Annotated in this window: 18 protein-coding genes; 11 read left to right on the top strand and 7 right to left on the bottom strand. The window is 66.9% G+C overall.

Annotated features, from left to right (window positions below; translation table 11 throughout):
- Positions 1–33 precede the first annotated feature (33 nt).
- The gene (locus tag ACGRVM_RS00375; protein WP_377169834.1) at positions 34–1,689 is read right to left on the bottom strand and encodes a chloride channel protein; all 1,656 of its coding nucleotides are present in this window, start codon (positions 1,687–1,689) and stop codon (positions 34–36) included.
- A gap of 171 nt (positions 1,690–1,860) precedes the next feature.
- Positions 1,861–2,445 carry a hypothetical protein gene (locus ACGRVM_RS00370; RefSeq protein ID WP_377169836.1) on the bottom strand — a complete coding sequence of 195 codons (585 nt, stop codon included), beginning with the start codon at positions 2,443–2,445 and terminating at the stop codon, positions 1,861–1,863.
- A 198-nt stretch (positions 2,446–2,643) separates the two neighbouring features.
- Here ACGRVM_RS00370 and ACGRVM_RS00365 point away from each other — a divergent pair, with 198 nt between their 5' ends.
- From ACGRVM_RS00365 to ACGRVM_RS00330, 8 genes are all read left to right on the top strand, one after another.
- A complete protein-coding gene (locus ACGRVM_RS00365) occupies positions 2,644–3,081 on the top strand; it encodes a tellurite resistance TerB family protein (RefSeq protein ID WP_377169838.1) in 438 nt (145 codons plus the stop codon).
- A gap of 130 nt (positions 3,082–3,211) precedes the next feature.
- Positions 3,212–4,225, top strand: coding sequence for a GDP-mannose 4,6-dehydratase (locus ACGRVM_RS00360; RefSeq protein WP_377169840.1), 1,014 nt, complete (start codon positions 3,212–3,214; stop codon positions 4,223–4,225).
- 69 nt (positions 4,226–4,294) lie between these two features.
- Positions 4,295–4,735 carry a tellurite resistance TerB family protein gene (locus tag ACGRVM_RS00355; RefSeq protein WP_377169842.1) on the top strand — a complete coding sequence of 147 codons (441 nt, stop codon included), beginning with the start codon at positions 4,295–4,297 and terminating at the stop codon, positions 4,733–4,735.
- A 19-nt stretch (positions 4,736–4,754) separates the two neighbouring features.
- Positions 4,755–5,513 (top strand): phosphate/phosphite/phosphonate ABC transporter substrate-binding protein, encoded by a 759-nt coding sequence (locus tag ACGRVM_RS00350; RefSeq protein WP_394624010.1) that lies wholly within the window; start codon positions 4,755–4,757, stop codon positions 5,511–5,513.
- A 72-nt stretch (positions 5,514–5,585) separates the two neighbouring features.
- Positions 5,586–6,902: a glutamine synthetase family protein gene (locus ACGRVM_RS00345; protein WP_377169847.1), complete on the top strand. Its 1,317-nt coding sequence runs from the start codon at positions 5,586–5,588 to the stop codon at positions 6,900–6,902.
- 108 nt (positions 6,903–7,010) lie between these two features.
- Positions 7,011–7,730, top strand: a complete 720-nt coding sequence (locus tag ACGRVM_RS00340) for a type 1 glutamine amidotransferase (RefSeq protein WP_377169849.1) — start codon at positions 7,011–7,013, stop codon at positions 7,728–7,730.
- The gene (locus ACGRVM_RS00335; RefSeq protein WP_377169851.1) at positions 7,731–9,089 is read left to right on the top strand and encodes a glutamine synthetase family protein; all 1,359 of its coding nucleotides are present in this window, start codon (positions 7,731–7,733) and stop codon (positions 9,087–9,089) included.
- 4 nt (positions 9,090–9,093) lie between these two features.
- Positions 9,094–10,404 carry an NAD(P)/FAD-dependent oxidoreductase gene (locus ACGRVM_RS00330; RefSeq protein WP_377169853.1) on the top strand — a complete coding sequence of 437 codons (1,311 nt, stop codon included), beginning with the start codon at positions 9,094–9,096 and terminating at the stop codon, positions 10,402–10,404.
- Here ACGRVM_RS00330 and ACGRVM_RS00325 read toward each other — a convergent pair.
- On the bottom strand, positions 10,401–10,727 hold the full coding sequence (locus ACGRVM_RS00325; protein WP_377169855.1) for an antibiotic biosynthesis monooxygenase family protein: 327 nt from the start codon (positions 10,725–10,727) through the stop codon (positions 10,401–10,403). The two genes, ACGRVM_RS00330 and ACGRVM_RS00325, sit on opposite strands and share 4 nt — an antisense overlap.
- A gap of 112 nt (positions 10,728–10,839) precedes the next feature.
- On the opposite strand from ACGRVM_RS00325, the gene ACGRVM_RS00320 reads away from it, so the two are divergent.
- Together ACGRVM_RS00320 and ACGRVM_RS00315 are read left to right on the top strand one after the other, a co-directional pair.
- Complete coding sequence (locus ACGRVM_RS00320) at positions 10,840–11,484, top strand: hypothetical protein (RefSeq protein ID WP_377169857.1); 645 nt, start codon at positions 10,840–10,842, stop codon at positions 11,482–11,484.
- A 95-nt stretch (positions 11,485–11,579) separates the two neighbouring features.
- Entirely contained in the window at positions 11,580–12,800 is a 1,221-nt protein-coding gene (locus ACGRVM_RS00315) for a DegT/DnrJ/EryC1/StrS family aminotransferase (RefSeq protein ID WP_377169859.1), read from the top strand.
- A gap of 64 nt (positions 12,801–12,864) precedes the next feature.
- On the opposite strand, the gene ACGRVM_RS00310 is transcribed toward ACGRVM_RS00315, so the two are convergent.
- The 3 genes from ACGRVM_RS00310 to ACGRVM_RS00300 all read right to left on the bottom strand — a co-directional run bounded on the left by ACGRVM_RS00310 (position 12,865) and on the right by ACGRVM_RS00300 (position 14,989).
- Complete coding sequence (locus ACGRVM_RS00310; RefSeq protein WP_377169861.1) at positions 12,865–13,830, bottom strand: LysR family transcriptional regulator; 966 nt, start codon at positions 13,828–13,830, stop codon at positions 12,865–12,867.
- Between the two features lie 6 nt (positions 13,831–13,836).
- Positions 13,837–14,397 (bottom strand): polyhydroxyalkanoate synthesis repressor PhaR, encoded by a 561-nt coding sequence (gene phaR / locus ACGRVM_RS00305; RefSeq protein WP_377169864.1) that lies wholly within the window; start codon positions 14,395–14,397, stop codon positions 13,837–13,839.
- Between the two features lie 145 nt (positions 14,398–14,542).
- Positions 14,543–14,989, bottom strand: coding sequence for a phasin, PhaP (locus ACGRVM_RS00300; RefSeq protein WP_377169866.1), 447 nt, complete (start codon positions 14,987–14,989; stop codon positions 14,543–14,545).
- Between ACGRVM_RS00300 and ACGRVM_RS00295 the strand changes: the two genes are divergently transcribed.
- Positions 14,949–15,119 (top strand): hypothetical protein, encoded by a 171-nt coding sequence (locus ACGRVM_RS00295; protein ID WP_377170077.1) that lies wholly within the window; start codon positions 14,949–14,951, stop codon positions 15,117–15,119. The genes ACGRVM_RS00300 and ACGRVM_RS00295 overlap by 41 nt on opposite strands.
- Positions 15,120–15,128: 9 nt before the next feature.
- Here ACGRVM_RS00295 and ACGRVM_RS00290 read toward each other — a convergent pair whose 3' ends face one another.
- Positions 15,129–16,877, bottom strand: coding sequence for a PHA/PHB synthase family protein (locus ACGRVM_RS00290; protein WP_377170067.1), 1,749 nt, complete (start codon positions 16,875–16,877; stop codon positions 15,129–15,131).
- Positions 16,878–17,043 lie beyond the last annotated feature (166 nt).

Raw genomic sequence — 17,043 nt, 5'->3', positions numbered from 1 at the left:
TTTCAGGCCGGGGGCAAAGCCCCCGCCGCCGTCTCAGCCATGCTCCTCGCGCGACAGCGAGGCGAGCGCGAGGTTGAACGCCTTCAGCGCATCGACATGGTAGAGCACGCCCTTGTAAACGGGCGGCGCCTCGCCCGCGCCCTGGGCGATGACCGGAACGTAATTCACCTCATGAGCCTCGAAAAGCGGCATCGCCGTCTCGAGCGTCGAGCCGATATCGACATGGATGCCCTCCTCGATCATCGCGCGCACCATTTCTTCCGAGGGCGCGCTGTCGTCGCCCGCGGGCCGCATGAGGCCGGCGACGCCCGTCATCGACAGAAGATAGGCCTGCGGCCCCTCGGCGAGGTGGATGCCCCGCCGCTTGAGCTGCGTGAGAAAAAAGGAGCGCGTGACGAGCCGCGTGCCGAGCGCGGTCGAGGTCGAGACGGCGACCATGACCGCAAGGCCCGTCTGCCAGTCGCCCGTCAGCTCGAAGACGATGAGCGTGGTCGAGATCGGCGCGCCCAGCACGGCGGCGGCCACCGCGCCCATGCCCGCGAGCGCATAGAGCGAGAGCGCGCCCGACACCTCCGGAAAGAGCGGCGTCGCGATGAGGCCGAAGGCCAGCCCGGTGAGCGCCCCCAGCATCAGCGAGGGCGAGAAGACACCGCCGCCCATGCGCCCGCCCAGCGTGATGGCGACCGCGAGCACCTTCAACATCGCGAAGACGATCGCCTCGTGCAGCATCAGATCGCCCGTCAGCGCCGCCGTCGTCGTCTCGTAGCCGACGCCGATGATGTGCGGAAACCAGATCGCGATCCCGCCCAGCAGCGCGCCCGCCACGGCGGGGCGCATCCAGCCGGGGATTCTGAGCCGCGTGCAGATGGCCGTGCCCACGTCTTCGGCGAAGAAGACGCTGCGCATCAGCGCGGCGGCCACGACGCCGCAGACGAGACCGAGGATCAGGAATGCGGGCAACTCGACGTAGAATTCGAGCGCCGAGGAGGTCGGCAGCACGAATTCCGTCAGCCCCCCGAATTCCAGCCGGTTGATGACGGTGCCCGCGACGCTCGCGATGACGATGGGCGCGAAGGCGTGGATCGCGAAATGGCGCAGCACCACCTCGAGCGCGAAGAGCGCCCCGGCGATGGGCGCGTTAAACGAGGCCGAGACCGCCGCCGCCACCGCGCAGCCCAGAAGATCGCGCCCGTTGAGGCCGCTCGCGTTGATGCGGTCGGCGGCCCAGCTCGAGATGACGCCGGCGAGATGCACGACCGGCCCCTCCCGTCCCGACGAGCCGCCCGCCCCGAGCGTGATGAGCGAGGCCGCGGCCGAGGCGATGCCCGCGCGCCGCTCGACCCGGCCCTCATTCAGCGCGGCGCCCGCGATGACATCGGCGACCGAGCGCACGCGCCCGTCCGGCGTGAACCGCGCGAGGATGATGCCAACCGCAAGCCCGCCGAGGATGGGGATGGTCAGGATCCAGTACCATTCCATGCCGCCCGCGAAACTGTGGAGCAGCCGCGGATCCTCGACGCCGTAAAGCGCCCATTGAAGCCAGCTGATCCCCTTGCGGAAGAAGAGCGCCGCGAAGCCCGCCGCGATCCCGATCAGAAGCGCGATGATCCAGAACTGGAACTGGCTCGGCCCGCGCGTGACGAGCACAGTCCAGGCGCGCGCCGAGCCGCTGCGGAAATCGGCGAGCATCCTTTTGCTGAAACTCGGCTCTGGCGGGCTCATCAGGGTCCATCACGTCTGCACGGGGCGGCGCCCCGCGTCTGTCGCGCGCGCGGCGGACGAATAAGCCGCATCGGCGCGCGCGCAGCGTTGCCGCCCGGCGCGGGCATGTCCACCCCCAATCACGCGCGGCGGGCCGGTTCAGGCGCGCTTGGTCTCGCGCTCGGGGGCCGTGCGCCGCAGGCGGCGTGCGCTCAGGCGGGCGAAAAGCGCCGCAAGCCCGGCGGGCCGTGCGGGCTCTGCGGGCTGGTGCTGGGTCTCGGGCACCGGCGCGGCGCTCTCGCTCAACACGCGCGCGACGATCTCCTCGTCGAGAACCCAGCGCCCGCTCGTGCCCTCGGCGCGGTCGGCCTTCTGCGCGACCAGCCAATTGGCGAGGCGCGGGCGATCCGCGAGGTCGAGCGCGTCGCCCGGCAGGTAGAAGCCCGAATTGATGCGCAGGCAGATATTGTCCAGAAGCCGCGCCGCCGCGCGGTGATCGCCCGGCACGTCGCGTTTCGGCATGTAGTTGAACCGCTCGGGACCGCCGCAGAGAAAGACCGACAGCGCCGTGGCCAGATCTATGCGGCGCTGCGCCATGATCCAGCCCAGCACCGGGCCGGGATGCGCGCCCCAGTCATAGCTGCGGGCGAGCCGGGGCAGATCGGCGCGCGGCGCGCGGCGCATCGCCTCGAGATGCGCCTCGGCGCAGCCTTGCGACCAGTCCCGGCGGGTCGGCATGTGCATGTGGCGTGATCCTTCGTTCATCGGCAGCGGAGCCATGAAAATGCGCGGCGATTCGGGTGCGATCGCGACAGGTCTGTGGCGCTTTTCCGGCAGCCCGATCGCCCATCTTCCGGCCGATCTTCGCGCAGCGGGCGCCCAGACGTCGCGGCAAGGCGAAATACGCTTGCTCCAACGCGCCTCTCGGGCCATCGTCAAGGGATGCTCGCCCGTATTCTCGATCTGTTCAAAGGTCACGCTCCCGATCCGCTGCCCGAACCCGATGCGCGCCTCGCCCTCGGAGCGCTCATGGTGCGCGTGGCCAAATCCGATGGCGATTACCGCGCGGTCGAAATCGGGCGCATCGACAAGCTTCTGGCGCGGATGAACGGGCTGGGGCCGGTCGATGCGGCCAAGATGCGCGCGACCTGCGAGAAGATCGAGGCCGAGGCGCCCAGCACCAAGAAATTCGCCCTGCTCATCCGGGAGACCGTGAGCCCCGAGGCCCGGATCGAGGCGCATGAGGCGCTATGGCAGATCATGCTCGCCGACGGGCTGCCCAGCGACGAGGAAATGGCCATCGTGCTCCAAGTGCGCGAAGCGCTCGGCCTCAGCCGCGCCGAATGCGACGCGGCCCGGGGCCGCATGGCGCGGCTTTAGACCTTTCGCTCCGCGTTGCAGGCAGGTGACGCCCGTGGCACGGCACGGCCCGAAAGGCGCATCGGGGCTTCCCATGAGCGCCCAAATCGCCCAACACATCGGCCAGGCCATCTGAACCGGAGACATCCTCATGCGCACCGTCCTCATCACCGGCACTGCCGGTTTCATCGGCTTTCACCTGGCCAAGCTGATGCTGGACGAGGGTTTTCGCGTCGTCGGCTACGACGGCATGACCGATTACTACGACGTCGCGCTCAAGCGCAGCCGTCATCAGATCCTGCTTCAGAACGCGCATTTCTCCTGCGAGGAAGGCATGCTCGAGGACATGGAGCGGCTGCATGCCCTCTTCGAGCGCACGAAGCCCGACATCGTGGTGCATCTCGCGGCGCAGGCCGGAGTGCGCTACTCGCTCGAGAACCCGCGCAGCTATGTCGAGGCGAACATCCTCGGCACGTTCAACCTGATGGAATGCGTGCGTGAAACGGGCGTCGAGCATCTGCTCATGGCGTCCACCTCTTCTGTCTATGGCGCCAATGTCGAAATGCCCTTCCGCGAGGTGCACAAGACCGAAGCGCCGCTGACGCTCTACGCCGCGACCAAGAAGGCGAACGAGGCGATGGGCCACAGTTACGCGCATCTGTGGAAGATCCCGACGACGATGTTCCGCTTCTTCACCGTCTATGGCCCGTGGGGGCGCCCTGATCTCGCGCTCTTCAAATTCGCGCGCGCCGCGCTCGATGGCGAAGCGATCGACGTCTACAACAACGGCGATATGGCGCGCGATTTCACCTATGTGGGCGATCTGGTGCGCGGCATCCGGCTTCTCGTGGACTGCCCGCCGGTCGAGCCCGCCTCGCCGGACGAGATCGAAGAGGGCGACAGCCTCAGCCCGGTCGCGCCCTGGCGGTCGGTCAATATCGGCAACGGGACCAAGGTTCAGCTCATGGAATTCATCGAAGAGATCGAGCGCGCGATCGGCGCGCCGATCAAGAAGAACTTCATGCCCATGCAGAAGGGCGATGTGCCGGCCACCTGGGCGGATTCGTCCCTGCTCGAGCGGTTGACGGGCTACAAGCCACAGACGAATGTCCGCGAGGGCATCGCCGAGTTCGTCGCATGGTACCGCAAGCATTACGACAAGTGAGCGGGCCGCCGCCCGCAGGTCCGGCATTTCCGATTGGCCGCGGGCGGGCGGCGTATTATATCCACTCGTATGATAGCTGATTTCTTCAAACGCCTCACCGCCGCGCAGACCGAGCCTTTGGGCGACGGCGATGCCCGGCTCGCCTTGGCCGCGCTTCTGGTGCGCGTCGCGCGCACGGACGGCCATTATGCCCCGAGCGAGATCGAGCGGATCGACCGCATTCTCGCCACGCGCTATCGCCTCGATGCCGATGGCGTCAAGGCGCTGCGCCGCGAGGCGGAGGCCGCCGAGGCCGAGGCGCCCGACACGGTGCGCTTCACGCGCGAAATCAAGGACGCGGTGCCCTATGAGGACCGCACCGCGGTGATCGAGGCGCTCTGGCAGGTCGTGCTGGCGGATGGCGACCGCGCCGATCCCGAGAATGCCCTGCTGCGCATGACCGCCAGCCTTCTGGGCGTGAGCGACGTGGACAGCGCCGGCGCGCGCCAGCGCGCCGCGTCGAGCCAGTGATCCACGCAGCCAAGCCGACATGATCGCGAGCCTTCCCATGTATGACCGCCCCGAGACGGCGGCGACGCTCGACGCGCTCTGGCGCGAGATACGTTCGCGCCTGCCCGAGGGCGCGCCCGAGACGCTGACGCGCGGCGGCAGCCTCTGGGACGTGTGGGAGGCGCCTGATCTCGTCCTGTCGCAGACTTGCGGCTATCCCTACCGGGCACGGCTGAAAGGCCATGTTCAGCTCGTGGCGATGCCCGACAATCGCCTGCCCGGCGTGCCGCCCGGCCATTACAACAGCGTCTTCGTGGTGCGCGCCGACGATCCGCGCCGCACGCTGACCGAGTTCGCGGACGCGCTTCTGGCCTTCAACGAGCCGCTGTCGCAATCGGGCTGGGGCGCACCGCAGAACCATGCCGCCGCGCGCGGGTTCAAGTTCTCGCGCGATCTCTACACGGGCGCGCATGTGCGCTCCGCCCGCGCGCTCGCCGAGGGCCGCGCCGAGATCGCCTGCATTGACGCACTGAGTTGGCGGCTCATTCAGCGGCACGATCCGCATGCCGCCGGGTTGCGCGAGATCGAGCGCACCGCGCCGACGCCCGCCCCGCCCTTCATCACCTCGATGGACCAAGATGCGGCCGCGATCCGCGCTGCGCTGGCCGAGGGCATCGCCGCTCTTTCGCCCGAGCAGCGGGACGTGATCGGCCTTTTCGGCATCTGCGACGTGCCCGAGGCGGACTACCTCGCCGTGCCCAACCCCGCGCCCCCGACCGATCCCGAAAGCCGCGTCTGAGCGCGCCAGATTGAGGTTGCGCCCCGGCCTGATCCGGTGAATCAATTTCCGCCAAAGGGAAGGGATCACCGAATGAACCTCGATAATTTCGCCACTTTTCGGGTCGCGGCCTGCGATCTGAACGGGCAGATGCGCGGCAAGAGGATGCCGGCCAGCTATTTCTCCAAGCTTCATGTCGATGGCGTGCGCATGCCGCTTTCGGTGCTGAACGTGGACATCAAGGGCGCCGATATCGAGGACAGCCCGCTCCTTTTCGAGACCGGCGATGCAGACGGCATCATGCGCCCCACCTCGCGCGGGCCGGTGCCGCTGCCCTGGCTCGACAGTGCGCAGCCGCTTGTGCCGATGCAGATGTATTTCGAGGACGGCACGCCCTTCTACGGCGATGCGCGGCACGCGCTACGGCAGGTGCTTGCGCGCTATGCCGACCGCGGCTGGTCGGTGATGGCCGCGACCGAGCTTGAGTTCACGCTCGTCGATGACGGCGGCAAGGAGCTGCGGCATGTGCGCGATCCGCGTAACCGGCGGCGCATCGACGCCTCGGAAATCCTCTCGCTCAGCCAGATGGACGCGTTCGATCCGTTCCTGTCGGCGCTCTACGAGGCATGCGAGGCGATGGGAATCGAGGCGCAGACCACCACTTCGGAGGCCGGCGTCGGCCAGTTCGAGATTACGCTGAACCATCAGGATGCGCTGCGTGCGGCGGATGACACATGGCTCTTCAAGTCGCTGATCCGCGGCCTCGCCTATCGCTTCGACTGCGCGGCGACCTTCATGGCCAAGCCCTTCGCGCTCGACTCGGGCAATGGCATGCACATGCATTTCTCGGTGATCGACGCGGACGGCAACAATGTCTTCGACGATGGCGGCCCCAAGGGCACCGATACCTTGCGCCATGCCATCGGCGGCTGCCTTGCCGCGATGCGGGGCTCGACGCTCATCTTCGCGCCCCATGCCAACAGCTATCAGCGGATGATCCCCGGCGCGCATGCGCCCACGTCGATCTGCTGGGCCTACGAGAACCGCACCGCCGCGATCCGCGTACCGGGCGGCAGCCCAAAGGCGCGCCGGATCGAGCACCGCGTCGCGGGCGGCGACATCAACCCCTATCTGAGCTTCGCGGCCATCCTCGGTGCCGCGCTCGTGGGGATCGAGGACGCGATGGACCCGGGCCCGCCGCTCAGGGGCAATGCCTATGGGCAGGACCTGCCGCAGCTCGCCACCGGCTGGACCGAGGCGGTCGATCTTTTCAAGGCCGATCCACTCCTTCCGCGCATCTTCGAGCCGCGCCTCATCCGCAACCTGATCCTGACGAAACGGCAGGAAATCGCGGTGATGGGCGAGATCGACGAGGCGCAGCATTGGAAGACCTATCTCGACAAGGTCTAGGCCGCGCGAGGGGTCCACGGCACGCCGAAATCCTCTTGCTCCGTCCCCCCTTGCCGCGCGAAAATAGCTGCGCTACCCTGAATTTGATCAAATTATGAGGCACCATCCGTGAGCGTCCCCCACCCTTCGCTGAGCCCAGAGAGCGGCGCGATCACCATCGGCATTCTTCTGTGCGGTCACGCGCCCGAGGACATAAAGGCCGATATGGGCGATTACGACGAGATGTTCGCCGCGCTGTTCAAGGGCCACGGCTTCGATTTCCGCACCTTCGCGGTCGTCGACAATGTCTTTCCCGAGAGCGTCGCCGATTGCGACGGCTGGCTCGTCACCGGCTCCAAGCACGGCGCCTACGAGCCGCATGAGTGGATTCCCCCGCTCGAGCAATTCATCCGCGATGTCTACGAGGACGGTCGCCCCATGGTGGGCATCTGCTTCGGCCATCAGATCATCGCGCAGGCCCTGGGCGGCACGGTCGAGAAATATTCCAAGGGTTGGGCCGTGGGCCGGCACGAATACATGATCGACGGCCAGCCCCTCGCGCTCAATGCTTGGCATCAGGATCAGGTGACGCGCATCCCCGAGGGCGCGACGGTGATCGGCCGCAACGAGTTCTGCGACAATGCCGCGCTGGTCTATGACAACCGCATCCTGACGGTGCAGCCGCATCCCGAACACACATCCGAATTCGTCGGCCGCCTGGCCGAGAGCCGCGGCCGCGGCCTCGTGCCCGATCCGCTGCTCGACGATGCGCTCGCGCAGCTCGACAAGCCGGTGCACGCGCAAACAATCGCCGACCGCATGGCGGCGTTTCTCAAAAGAGGTGCCTGAATGGCCGACTGGACTGACGAGCTGCCGCAAGCGGCACGCGAATATCTCGAGGGCAAGCGCCTCGACGAGGTGGAATGCATCATCGCGGACCTGCCGGGGATCGCGCGCGGCAAGGCCTTGCCCGCGTCCAAATTCGCCAAGCAGAAGCATTTCCACCTGCCCGACTCGATCTTCTACCAGACCATCACCGGCGACTGGGGCGAGGCCGCGGGCGAGACGGGTTTCATCGAGCAGGACATGATCCTCGTGCCCGACATGAGCACCGCCAGCGCCGCGCCCTGGACGGGCGACTGGACGCTTCAGGTGATCCATGACGCCTATGACCGCGAGATGCAGCCCATCCCCTTCTCGCCGCGCAACGTCCTGAAGCGCGTCGTCGCCGCCTACGAGGCCCGCGGCCTCACGCCCGTCGTCGCGCCCGAGATGGAATTCTTCCTCGTCGCGCGCAACACCGATCCGGGACAGACGATCCAGCCGATGATGGGCCGCTCGGGCCGGCCCGCCGCCGCACGGCAGGCCTATTCGATGACCGCCGTGGACGAATTCGGTCCGGTGATCGACGACATCTACGATTTCGCCGAAGCGCAAGGCTTCGAGATCGACGGCATCACGCAGGAAGGCGGCGCGGGCCAGCTCGAGATCAACCTCGCCCATGGCGATCCGGTGCAGCTCGCCGACGAGGTCTTCTATTTCAAGCGCCTGATCCGCGAGGCGGCGATGCGGCACAACTGCTTCGCCACCTTCATGGCCAAGCCCATCGCCGAAGAGCCGGGCTCGGCCATGCATATCCACCATTCCGTGATCGACAGGGCGACGGGCCGCAACCTCTTCACCGGCGAGGACGGCGGAGAGACGGACGCCTTCTATCATTTCATCGGCGGCATGCAGCGGCATCTGCCCAGCGCGATCGCGGTGCTGGCGCCTTACGTCAATTCCTATCGCCGCTACGTCAAGGATCACGCGGCGCCGATCAATCTCGACTGGGGCCGCGACAACCGCACGACGGGCATCCGCGTGCCTTTGGCCAGCCCCGAGGCGCGGCGCGTGGAGAACCGGCTCGCCGGGATGGACTGCAACCCCTATCTCGGCATCGCCGCCAGCCTCGCCTGCGGACTACTGGGCCTCGAAGAACAGCAGATGCCCGAGCCCGAATGCACGACCGACAGCTACCAGAGCGAGAGCGACGTGCCGCAGGTTCTGGGCGACGCGCTCGATCTCTTCGAGGAGGCGCCCAAGCTGCACGAGGTGCTGGGGCCGGAATTCGCGCGGGTCTACGCCATCGTCAAGCGCGCCGAATACGAGGAGTTCCTTCAGGTCATCTCGCCTTGGGAGCGCGAGCATCTGCTGCTGAACGTCTGATCTCATGGCCCTCAATCTTCTGCACGCCAACGATGCGCCCGGCGCCTATCCGTCCAGCTGGTACGCCGCCACGGCCGACGCGCTGCCGCCCTTCGCCCCCCTGACGGGCGAGGCGCGCGCCGATGTCGTGGTGGTCGGCGCGGGCTATACCGGCCTTTCCGCCGCGCTCCATCTCGCCGAGGCCGGCATGGATGTCGCTCTCATCGAGGCGCAGCGCGTCGGCTTCGGCGCGTCTGGCCGCAATGGGGGCCAGCTCGGCAGCGGGCAGCGGATGGACCAGCAAGGGCTCGAGCGGCTCATGGGCACCGCGGAGGCCGCCAAGCTCTGGGAGCTGGCCGAGGATGCCAAGGCGCTCGTCAAGTCGCTGATATCGAAGCACGATATCGACTGCTACCTCACGCCCGGCGTGGCCCATGCGGCGATGTCGGCCAAGGAGATGGCGCATGAGCATGCCTATGCCGATCATCTGGCCGAGCGGTATGGCTATGAGCAGGTCGAAAAGCTGGGCCGCGACGCGATGCACGCGGTCTGCCCCTCGCCCGCCTATCATGGCGGCATTCTCGACATGGGGGCCGCGCATCTGCACCCTCTGCGCTACGCGCTGGGGCTGGCGCGGGCGGCTGAAAAGGCCGGCGTGCGCATCTACGAGCGGAGCGAAGTCACCGCCATCGAGGAGGGCGCGCGCGTCACGCTGCGCACGGGCGCGGGCAGCATCACCGCCGATCACGTCATTCTCGCCTGCAACGGCTATCTGGGCGGGCTGAACGGCAAGGTGGCGAGCCGCGTCATGCCGATCAACAATTTCATCGCCGCGACGGAGCCGCTGGGCGACGAGGCCGCCCGCGTGCTCGCGCGCGATGTCGCCGTGGCGGATACGAAATTCGTCGTGAACTATTTCCGCCTCAGCCACGACAAGCGCCTACTTTTCGGCGGCGGCGAAAGCTATGGCTACAAGTTTCCCGCCGATATCGAGGCGCTCGTGCGCAAGCCGATGACCGAGATCTTCCCGCATCTACATGACGTGCGGATCGACTACGCCTGGGGCGGCACGCTCGCGATCACGATCAAGCGGATGCCGTACCTTGCGCGGCTCGCGCCCAACATGCTGAGCGCGTCGGGCTATTCGGGGCACGGCGTCGGGAGCGCGACCCACGCGGGCAAGCTGATGGCCGATGCCGTGCGCGGGCAGGCCGAGGGCTTCGACACGATGGCGCGCGTGCCGGCCACGCCCTTTCCGGGCGGCCCCGCGCTGCGCTCCCCGCTCCTCGTGCTGGCGATGACATGGTACTCGCTGCGCGACCGGCTGGGCGTCTAGTCCGTCCCGAAAGTCGCGGCGACATCGTACATCACCGGCTCGAAGCTGCGGCAGAGCGCGTGGATCTCGCGGTTGCGGCGGCGCATCTCGTCCGACCGCAGCATCGCCTGAAAATCCTCGCGCCGCGCCCATTGCGAGTAATTGGCGATCCGCGTCTGCGCGTCGTTCACATGCAGCGCCGCGGCGATGAAGCCGGGCTGATGCGAGATGAAGCTGTCATAGGCGTCGACCAGCGCGTCGATCAGATCCTGGCAGGTGCCGGGCGTCATCTCGAATGTGGTCAGGACGCTCTGGGGGGGGCTGGGATGGGTGATGCGGGGCATGGCGCTCTCCTTTCATGGCCGAGTGTAGCAGCGGTGCCGCCAAGCACAAAGACCGCACGCCATCCGCGCCGGGATTAACCAATCCTTTACCAAGGTTGACGATCCTCGCCCGATGCAGAGCCGCGCGCCCCTGATCCTCGCCCTTTGTCTGAGCCTCGCGCCTGCGGGCGCGGCGGCGGGCGCATGGCTGCGCGCCGAGGGCACGGGCTTCGCGTCCTGGACGGTGAAGGTCCAGGATGACGAGAGCGCCACGGCCTACAGCACGCTTTTCGCGGAATACGGGCTCAATCCCGATCTGACGGTCGGCCTCGACCTCGGCAGCGACGAAGAGGGCGAGCACAAGGCGCTGGCCTTCGTGCGCGTGCCGCTCTCGCGCGAGGGGCTGCATGTCGCCTTCGAGCTGGGCGCGGGCGCACTGGACGAGGGCGCGGCGCTACGCCCGGGGATATCGGTCGGCAAGGGGCTGGACCTTGCGGGCCTCGGCGGCTGGTGGAACCTCGACACGCGGGCCGAACTGACGCAAGGGGGCACCGAGCTTGCCATCGACGCGACCCTGGGCGTGGCGCCCTGGGAGGGCACGAAACTCATCACGCAGCTGCAACAGGGCGGGCCGCTCGCCGATCCCGATTTCATCCGGCTCGAAGGCGCGGCGGTCTGGCAGGTGGCGCCGGGGCGGCTCCTCGAGGTCGGGCTGACGACCGCGCTGAAGGACTCGGAGGATTTCGGCGTCAAATTCGGGATATGGCACGAATTCTAGGCCGAAACCCGCGCCGGCGTGGCAATTAGTGCTTTCGGCATGGGGCCGGAGAGTTTATGATTCCCGAAACTCTTTTTCGGAAAAGGTGAAACACCATGTCCGCCACGGCCCTCCCCCCCAACACCTACGATGCCGAGCCGATCCCCGAGGCCGCCCGCGCCGCGATCGACGCGATGCTGCAATCGGGCGATCTTTTCCGCTACACGGCACCGCAGGACTCGCCCGTGGCGCTGCTCGAGGCCGAATTCGCGGCGGCGATGGGGTCGCGCTACGCGCTGGCGGTGTCGAGCTGCTCTGCGGCGCTCTTTCTGTCGCTCGAGGCGCTGGATCTGGGGCGCGATGCGCGCGTTTTGATCCCCGCCTTCACCTTCGCCGCCGTCCCCTCCTCGGTGATCCATGCGGGCTGCGTGCCGGTCCTGTGCGAAGTGGGCGAGAATTACCGCATCGACATCGCGGATTTCGAGGCGCGGCTCGATGACGGCATCAAGGCGGTCATCATCAGCCATATGCGCGGGCATACCTCGGACATGGACGCGATCATGGCGCTTTGCGACGCGCGCGGCATCCCGGTGATCGAGGATGCGGCCCATTCGCTCGGCACCACCTGGCACGGGCGCAATATCGGCACGATCGGGCGCATCGGCTGTTTCTCGTTCCAGTCCTACAAGCTGCTGAACGCGGGCGAAGGCGGCATCATGATCTCGGACGATGCCGACCTGATCGCGCGCGCGGTCATCATGTCGGGCGCCTACGAGCATAACTGGTCCAAGCATATCGCCCATGGCGACACGGCGCTGGCCGACGCCTTCGCGCGCTGGCAGAACAAGCTGCCGCTCTATAATCTGCGCCTCAACAACCTGAGCGCCGCGATCATCCGCCCGCAACTGGCCGAGATCCCGCGCCGGGTGCGCGACGGTCGCGCCGGGCATGACTACGTGGCAGGCCTGCTCGAGCAGAGCCCTTGGCTGAGCGTGCCCGCGCCGCTGCCCCCCGAGGAGCGCGCGCCCGACTCGATCCAGTTCAACCTCGTCGGCATGGACGATGCCGAGGCCCGCGCTTTCGCCGAGGCCGCCGCCGCGCGCGGCGTGAAGGTGCAGATCTTCGGCGCGAGCCGCGACAATGCGCGCGCCTTCTGGAACTGGCAATTCATCGAAGGCGAGACGCCCGACTTGCCACGCACCCGCGCGATGCTCTCGCGCGCCTGCGACACGCGCCTGCCCGCACGGCTGACGCGCCCGCAGCATGACGCGATCGCCTCGGCCCTGCTCGGCGCGATCGAGGACGTGATGGGGGACGCGCGCGCCTACGGAACGTAATGCGTGGGCGGCGCAGGCCGGAAATCGAGTATTTCCGCCAAGATGAAGCCTGACCGCGCCCCGCTCAGAGCAGCGTGAGCGCGTCGCCCATGAACGGATAGCGCGCGAGCGCGGGGGCGACCACGGCCTCCTGAAGGATCGGCGCCAGCGTCGCCGCCACCTCGGCGGGCATGTTGCCCAGCACATCCCGGCGCGCGGTGAGCGCGATGGTGCGCGTGAGCGGCGCGAGCGGCAAGGGCAGCACGTCGAGCGCATCCGCGAAGCGGCGCGCGCGCATCAGCGCCAGCGGCGGCAGGATCGTCCAGCCGCTCCCCTCGGCGACGAGCGCCAGGATCGCGTGATAGCTGTCGAGCTCGAACCGGTGCGGGATGGGCGCGGCATGGCGCGCGAGATGCGCCGCGATAAGCCGGCCCATGTAATGCCGGGTCGTGTATTGCACGAGGGGCGCGCCGTGAAGCTGCGCCAGCACATCGCCCGCGGCATCAATGCGCCCCTTGGGCGCGGCCACGACGAAACCCTCGCGCATGAGAGGGTGCGTCTCGGCCCAATCCGCCCCCTCGCCCACTTGCGCGGCGACCACGATGTCGAGGTTTTGCGCATCGAGCTGATCGTGGAGCATGTGGCTCGCGCCGGTCTCGAGCAGGAACTGGCATTGCGTGAGCCGCCCGGCCATGTGCGTCAGAAGGCGGGGCGTCACATCGGCCTCGAAATCCTCGATCATGCCGAGGCGCACCGAGGTGAGGCGCGCGAGATCGGCCGTGGCAAGCTCGGCCCGGGCCTTGGCCGCCTCGGCGAGGATGGTCTGCGCGCGGCGATGCATGATCTCGCCCGCGCGCGTGAGGCGCAAGGGGCGCGCGCTCCGCTCGAGAAGCGGCGCGCCGACGGCGGCTTCGAGATTGCTGAGTTGCTGGCTGACCGTCGAGACGCTGGCGCCGAGACGCCGCGCCGCGGCGGAGATCGACCGCTCGTCCGCGGCCGCCATGAACACCTCGATCCCCCAGAGCGTGATGCGTCCCGGGCTGGTGGCCATGATCGCCTACTTGCCCATGCGCGCCAGCTGGCGTTGCAGCTCGGCCAGTTGGGCCTTGATGTCGTCGAGATCGCCGTCCTTGCGCGGCTCGGCCTCCTCGGCGCGGGGGCCGGACATGCCGGAAAGCCCGCCCATGCCGCCGGTCATCGCCTTCATGAAGGCTTCCTGCTGGGCGCGCATGGCTTCCATGCCGGGCATCGAGGCCATCGGATTGCCCTTGGTCATGTTCTCGAGAAGCTGCGACTGCCCGTCGCGCAGCATCTCGAAGCTGGCGGCGAGGAATTCGGGCACGACCGAGGTCGCCTGCGTGGTGTAGCTGCGCACGAGATCGTTCAGAACGTTGATCGGCAGCACGTTCTCGCCCCGGCTCTCGTGATCGGCGATGATTTGCAGAAGATACTGGCGGGTGAGATCGTCGCCCGATTTCAGATCGATGATCTGGACGTCGCGCCCCTCGCGGATGAACTGGCTGATATCCTCGAGCGTGACATAGTCGGACGTCTCGGTGTTGTAGAGGCGCCGGCTGGCGTATCGTTTGATCAACAGGGGTTTGCCGGTATCAGCCATGTCGCATGCCTCCCATGAAATGCAGCGGTGCAGCGAAGCCTAGGCGCTGCGCGCGCAAAAAGAAAGGGCGAGCCGCATGGCGGCCCGCCCTATCGTCATCCTCGCCCTTGATTTGGGAGGAGAAGGGACGCGGATTGTGTGTCGCTTACGCCTTGGCGCCGGCTTTCTTGGCGGCGGCGGTCATGTCGTCGGTCGCCTTCTTGACGGCTTTCGACGCGTCTTCCTGCATGTCGCGGCCCGCGTTCATCATCAGCTCGACCGTGTCCATCTGGACCTTCTTCGCGACTTCGGCGAATGCGGCCATGTTCTCGGCGGCGACTTCGGCGTTGGCGGATGCGAAATCGCTCATCGCCTTCGCGTAATCGGCGGGCTCGGCCTTGGCTTTCGCCATTTCCTGCATCTTCGACAGCGTGGACTTGGTCCAGGCGTTCGAGATCTCGGCCGACTTCTCGGCGGCGTTCAGTGCGACGCCCGAGAGCTTCTCGCTCAGCGCTGCCTGGTTCTTGAACGCGTCTTCCATCGCTTTGGTATCGACGGGGAATGCGCCCATCATGTCTTTCATCATCGAATTCATGTCTTGTGCCTTAGCCATCGTATTGCTCCTTTGCGTGGCGGCGCTCGGCCGCCGGTTGCTGCGTCTGCAAGAAATATGGATGCTGCGCTGCGGCATTTCAAGAGTTTTTCTGCGTTGCAGCAATTTTGTCATCAAGGCACTGACCTAGCGTCAGTTTTTACCGCGCCGCCTTGGCCCGCACATAGGTGCCGGGGGCATCTTCGAGCGGGGGATGCGCCGAATCGCCGGGCGTGCGCGCGGGCACCATCTTGCCCGAGCGCGGGCGCAGCCACGCCTCCCAGCGCGGCCACCAGCTGCCTTCGTGGAAGGTCGCGGCCTTCATCCAGGCCTCGGCATCGCCGCTCCAGTCGCCGTTGGTGTAATGGCCGTATTTCTTCTTGGAGGGCGGATTGACGATGCCCGCGATATGGCCCGATTGCGAGACGATGAAGGTGCGGTCCTTCGCGGCGGTCTTCCCCATGCCGCGAAAGCAGTCCTTCCACGGAGCGATATGGTCGGTCTCGCAGGTCACGGCCATGAGCGGCAGATCGATATCGCGCAGGCGCAGCTTGTGCCCCAGAAGTTCGAACCCCTCGCCCGCGAATTCGTTGCGCTGGCACAGACCCCGCAGATACTGCCGCGTCATGCGCCCGGGCAGGTTGGCGCCGTCTCCGTTCCAGTAGAGCAGATCGAAGGCCGGGGGCGCCTCGCCCATCATGTAGCTGCGGATCGCGGGCGTGTAGATCAGATCGTTCGAGCGCAGGAAACTCATCGTGCGCCCGAGAATGAAGGAGCGCAGGATGCCCTGCGCCTCGATCTCGGCCTCGATGCCGCTGACGAAATCGTCCTGAAGGAAGGGCGTGAATTCGCCCTGATTGTCGAAATCGGTGAGCGCGGTGAAAAAGGTGGCCGAGTTGACCGATGTATCGCCCCGCGCCTTCATCAGCGCCAAGGTCAGCGCCAGAGTGGTGCCCGCGATGCAATAGCCCACCGCGTTGACGCTCTTGGTGCCGCAGATCGCCTTGGCCTCGCGGATCGCGGCGAGATACCCCTCCTCGACATAATCCTCGAGCCCGATCTCGGCATGGCTGGCATCGGGGTTGACCCAAGAGACGACGAAGAGCGTGTAGCCCTGTTCGGTGATCCACTTGATCAGGCTGTTCTGCGCCTTGAGATCGAGGATGTAGAACTTGTTGATCCAGGGCGGGAAGATGACGAGGGGGATCTCGCGCACCTCGTCCGTCGCGGGCGCATATTGGATGAGCTCCATCATCTGGTTGCGAAAGACGACCTTGCCGGGGGTCGTGGCGATGTTCTCGCCCAGTCGGAAGGCGCTTTCATCCGCGAGGCGGACGACCATCTCGCCATTGTTTGCCTCGAGATCCGCGACGAGATTCTCGAGCCCGCGCACGAGGCTCTCGCCCTCGGTTTCGACCGCGCGCTCGAGCGCGTCGGGGTTGGTGCCCAGAAAATTCGTGGGCGCCATCATGTCGACGATCTGGCGCGAGAAATAGGCGAGGCGCTTTTGCTCGACGGGACTCAGATCGCTGGCCTCGGAGACGGCTTCGGCCACGGCCCGCGCGTTCAGCTCGTATTGCTCGCGCACGTAGCGAAAATAAGGGTGCGTGGTCCAGAGCGGGTTGGAGAACCGCTTGTCCGCCGGCTTGTCATCCGCGGGCGCGGGCGTCGCGGTCAGCATCAGGCGCTGCGCTTCCATGAAATGGCGCACCGACTCGCTCCAATAGGAGAGTTGGTGCTCGTAAAGGCGCGCCGGATTCTCGATCGCCTCGCTCCAGTAGGAAGCGGCGGCCTTGGCGAAGAGATCCTGCCCCGGCCCGTTCAGCACGGCATTGGGCGGATTGCGCTGCGCCAGCGCGGCGATGAGGCGCTTGGACAATTCCTCGACCCGCGCGAGATTCTCGGCCATGCGCTCGCGCGCGGCGCCGCCCTCGCCCCCGGCGCTTTCGGCTTTTTCGTCATCTTTGGTGCCGCTTTTGCGCTGATCCGTTGCCATATCGCCTTCGAACCTCTAAGTTTCTGCCTTGCAGCATTGTCCCGTCGCACCAGCATGGCGCGCGGCACGCCACAAAGAT

The sequence above is a fragment of the Roseovarius aquimarinus genome (genome assembly GCF_043661195.1).
In the GTDB taxonomy this organism is placed as follows: Bacteria; Pseudomonadota; Alphaproteobacteria; order Rhodobacterales; family Rhodobacteraceae; genus Roseovarius; species Roseovarius aquimarinus.
Note: the sequence above shows the minus strand (reverse complement) of the source record. Positions and strands in the feature narration are given on the sequence as shown.

What these genes read in the sequence shown, in the direction of transcription:
- ACGRVM_RS00320 (WP_377169857.1), top strand. Translation starts at nt 10,840, where the DNA reads ATGCAGAGCCGCGCGCCCCTGATCCTCGCCCTTTGTCTGAGCCTCGCG.
- ACGRVM_RS00375 (WP_377169834.1), bottom strand. Translation starts at nt 1,689, where the DNA reads ATGCTCGCCGATTTCCGCAGCGGCTCGGCGCGCGCCTGGACTGTGCTC.
- ACGRVM_RS00290 (WP_377170067.1), bottom strand. Translation starts at nt 16,877, where the DNA reads ATGGCCGAGAATCTCGCGCGGGTCGAGGAATTGTCCAAGCGCCTCATC.
- ACGRVM_RS00295 (WP_377170077.1), top strand. Translation starts at nt 14,949, where the DNA reads ATGTCTTTCATCATCGAATTCATGTCTTGTGCCTTAGCCATCGTATTG.
- ACGRVM_RS00310 (WP_377169861.1), bottom strand. Translation starts at nt 13,830, where the DNA reads ATGGCCACCAGCCCGGGACGCATCACGCTCTGGGGGATCGAGGTGTTC.
- ACGRVM_RS00370 (WP_377169836.1), bottom strand. Translation starts at nt 2,445, where the DNA reads ATGCACATGCCGACCCGCCGGGACTGGTCGCAAGGCTGCGCCGAGGCG.
- ACGRVM_RS00360 (WP_377169840.1), top strand. Translation starts at nt 3,212, where the DNA reads ATGCGCACCGTCCTCATCACCGGCACTGCCGGTTTCATCGGCTTTCAC.
- ACGRVM_RS00350 (WP_394624010.1), top strand. Translation starts at nt 4,755, where the DNA reads ATGATCGCGAGCCTTCCCATGTATGACCGCCCCGAGACGGCGGCGACG.
- ACGRVM_RS00330 (WP_377169853.1), top strand. Translation starts at nt 9,094, where the DNA reads ATGGCCCTCAATCTTCTGCACGCCAACGATGCGCCCGGCGCCTATCCG.
- ACGRVM_RS00365 (WP_377169838.1), top strand. Translation starts at nt 2,644, where the DNA reads ATGCTCGCCCGTATTCTCGATCTGTTCAAAGGTCACGCTCCCGATCCG.
- ACGRVM_RS00355 (WP_377169842.1), top strand. Translation starts at nt 4,295, where the DNA reads ATGATAGCTGATTTCTTCAAACGCCTCACCGCCGCGCAGACCGAGCCT.
- ACGRVM_RS00325 (WP_377169855.1), bottom strand. Translation starts at nt 10,727, where the DNA reads ATGCCCCGCATCACCCATCCCAGCCCCCCCCAGAGCGTCCTGACCACA.
- ACGRVM_RS00335 (WP_377169851.1), top strand. Translation starts at nt 7,731, where the DNA reads ATGGCCGACTGGACTGACGAGCTGCCGCAAGCGGCACGCGAATATCTC.
- ACGRVM_RS00345 (WP_377169847.1), top strand. Translation starts at nt 5,586, where the DNA reads ATGAACCTCGATAATTTCGCCACTTTTCGGGTCGCGGCCTGCGATCTG.
- ACGRVM_RS00300 (WP_377169866.1), bottom strand. Translation starts at nt 14,989, where the DNA reads ATGGCTAAGGCACAAGACATGAATTCGATGATGAAAGACATGATGGGC.
- ACGRVM_RS00315 (WP_377169859.1), top strand. Translation starts at nt 11,580, where the DNA reads ATGTCCGCCACGGCCCTCCCCCCCAACACCTACGATGCCGAGCCGATC.
- phaR (WP_377169864.1), bottom strand. Translation starts at nt 14,397, where the DNA reads ATGGCTGATACCGGCAAACCCCTGTTGATCAAACGATACGCCAGCCGG.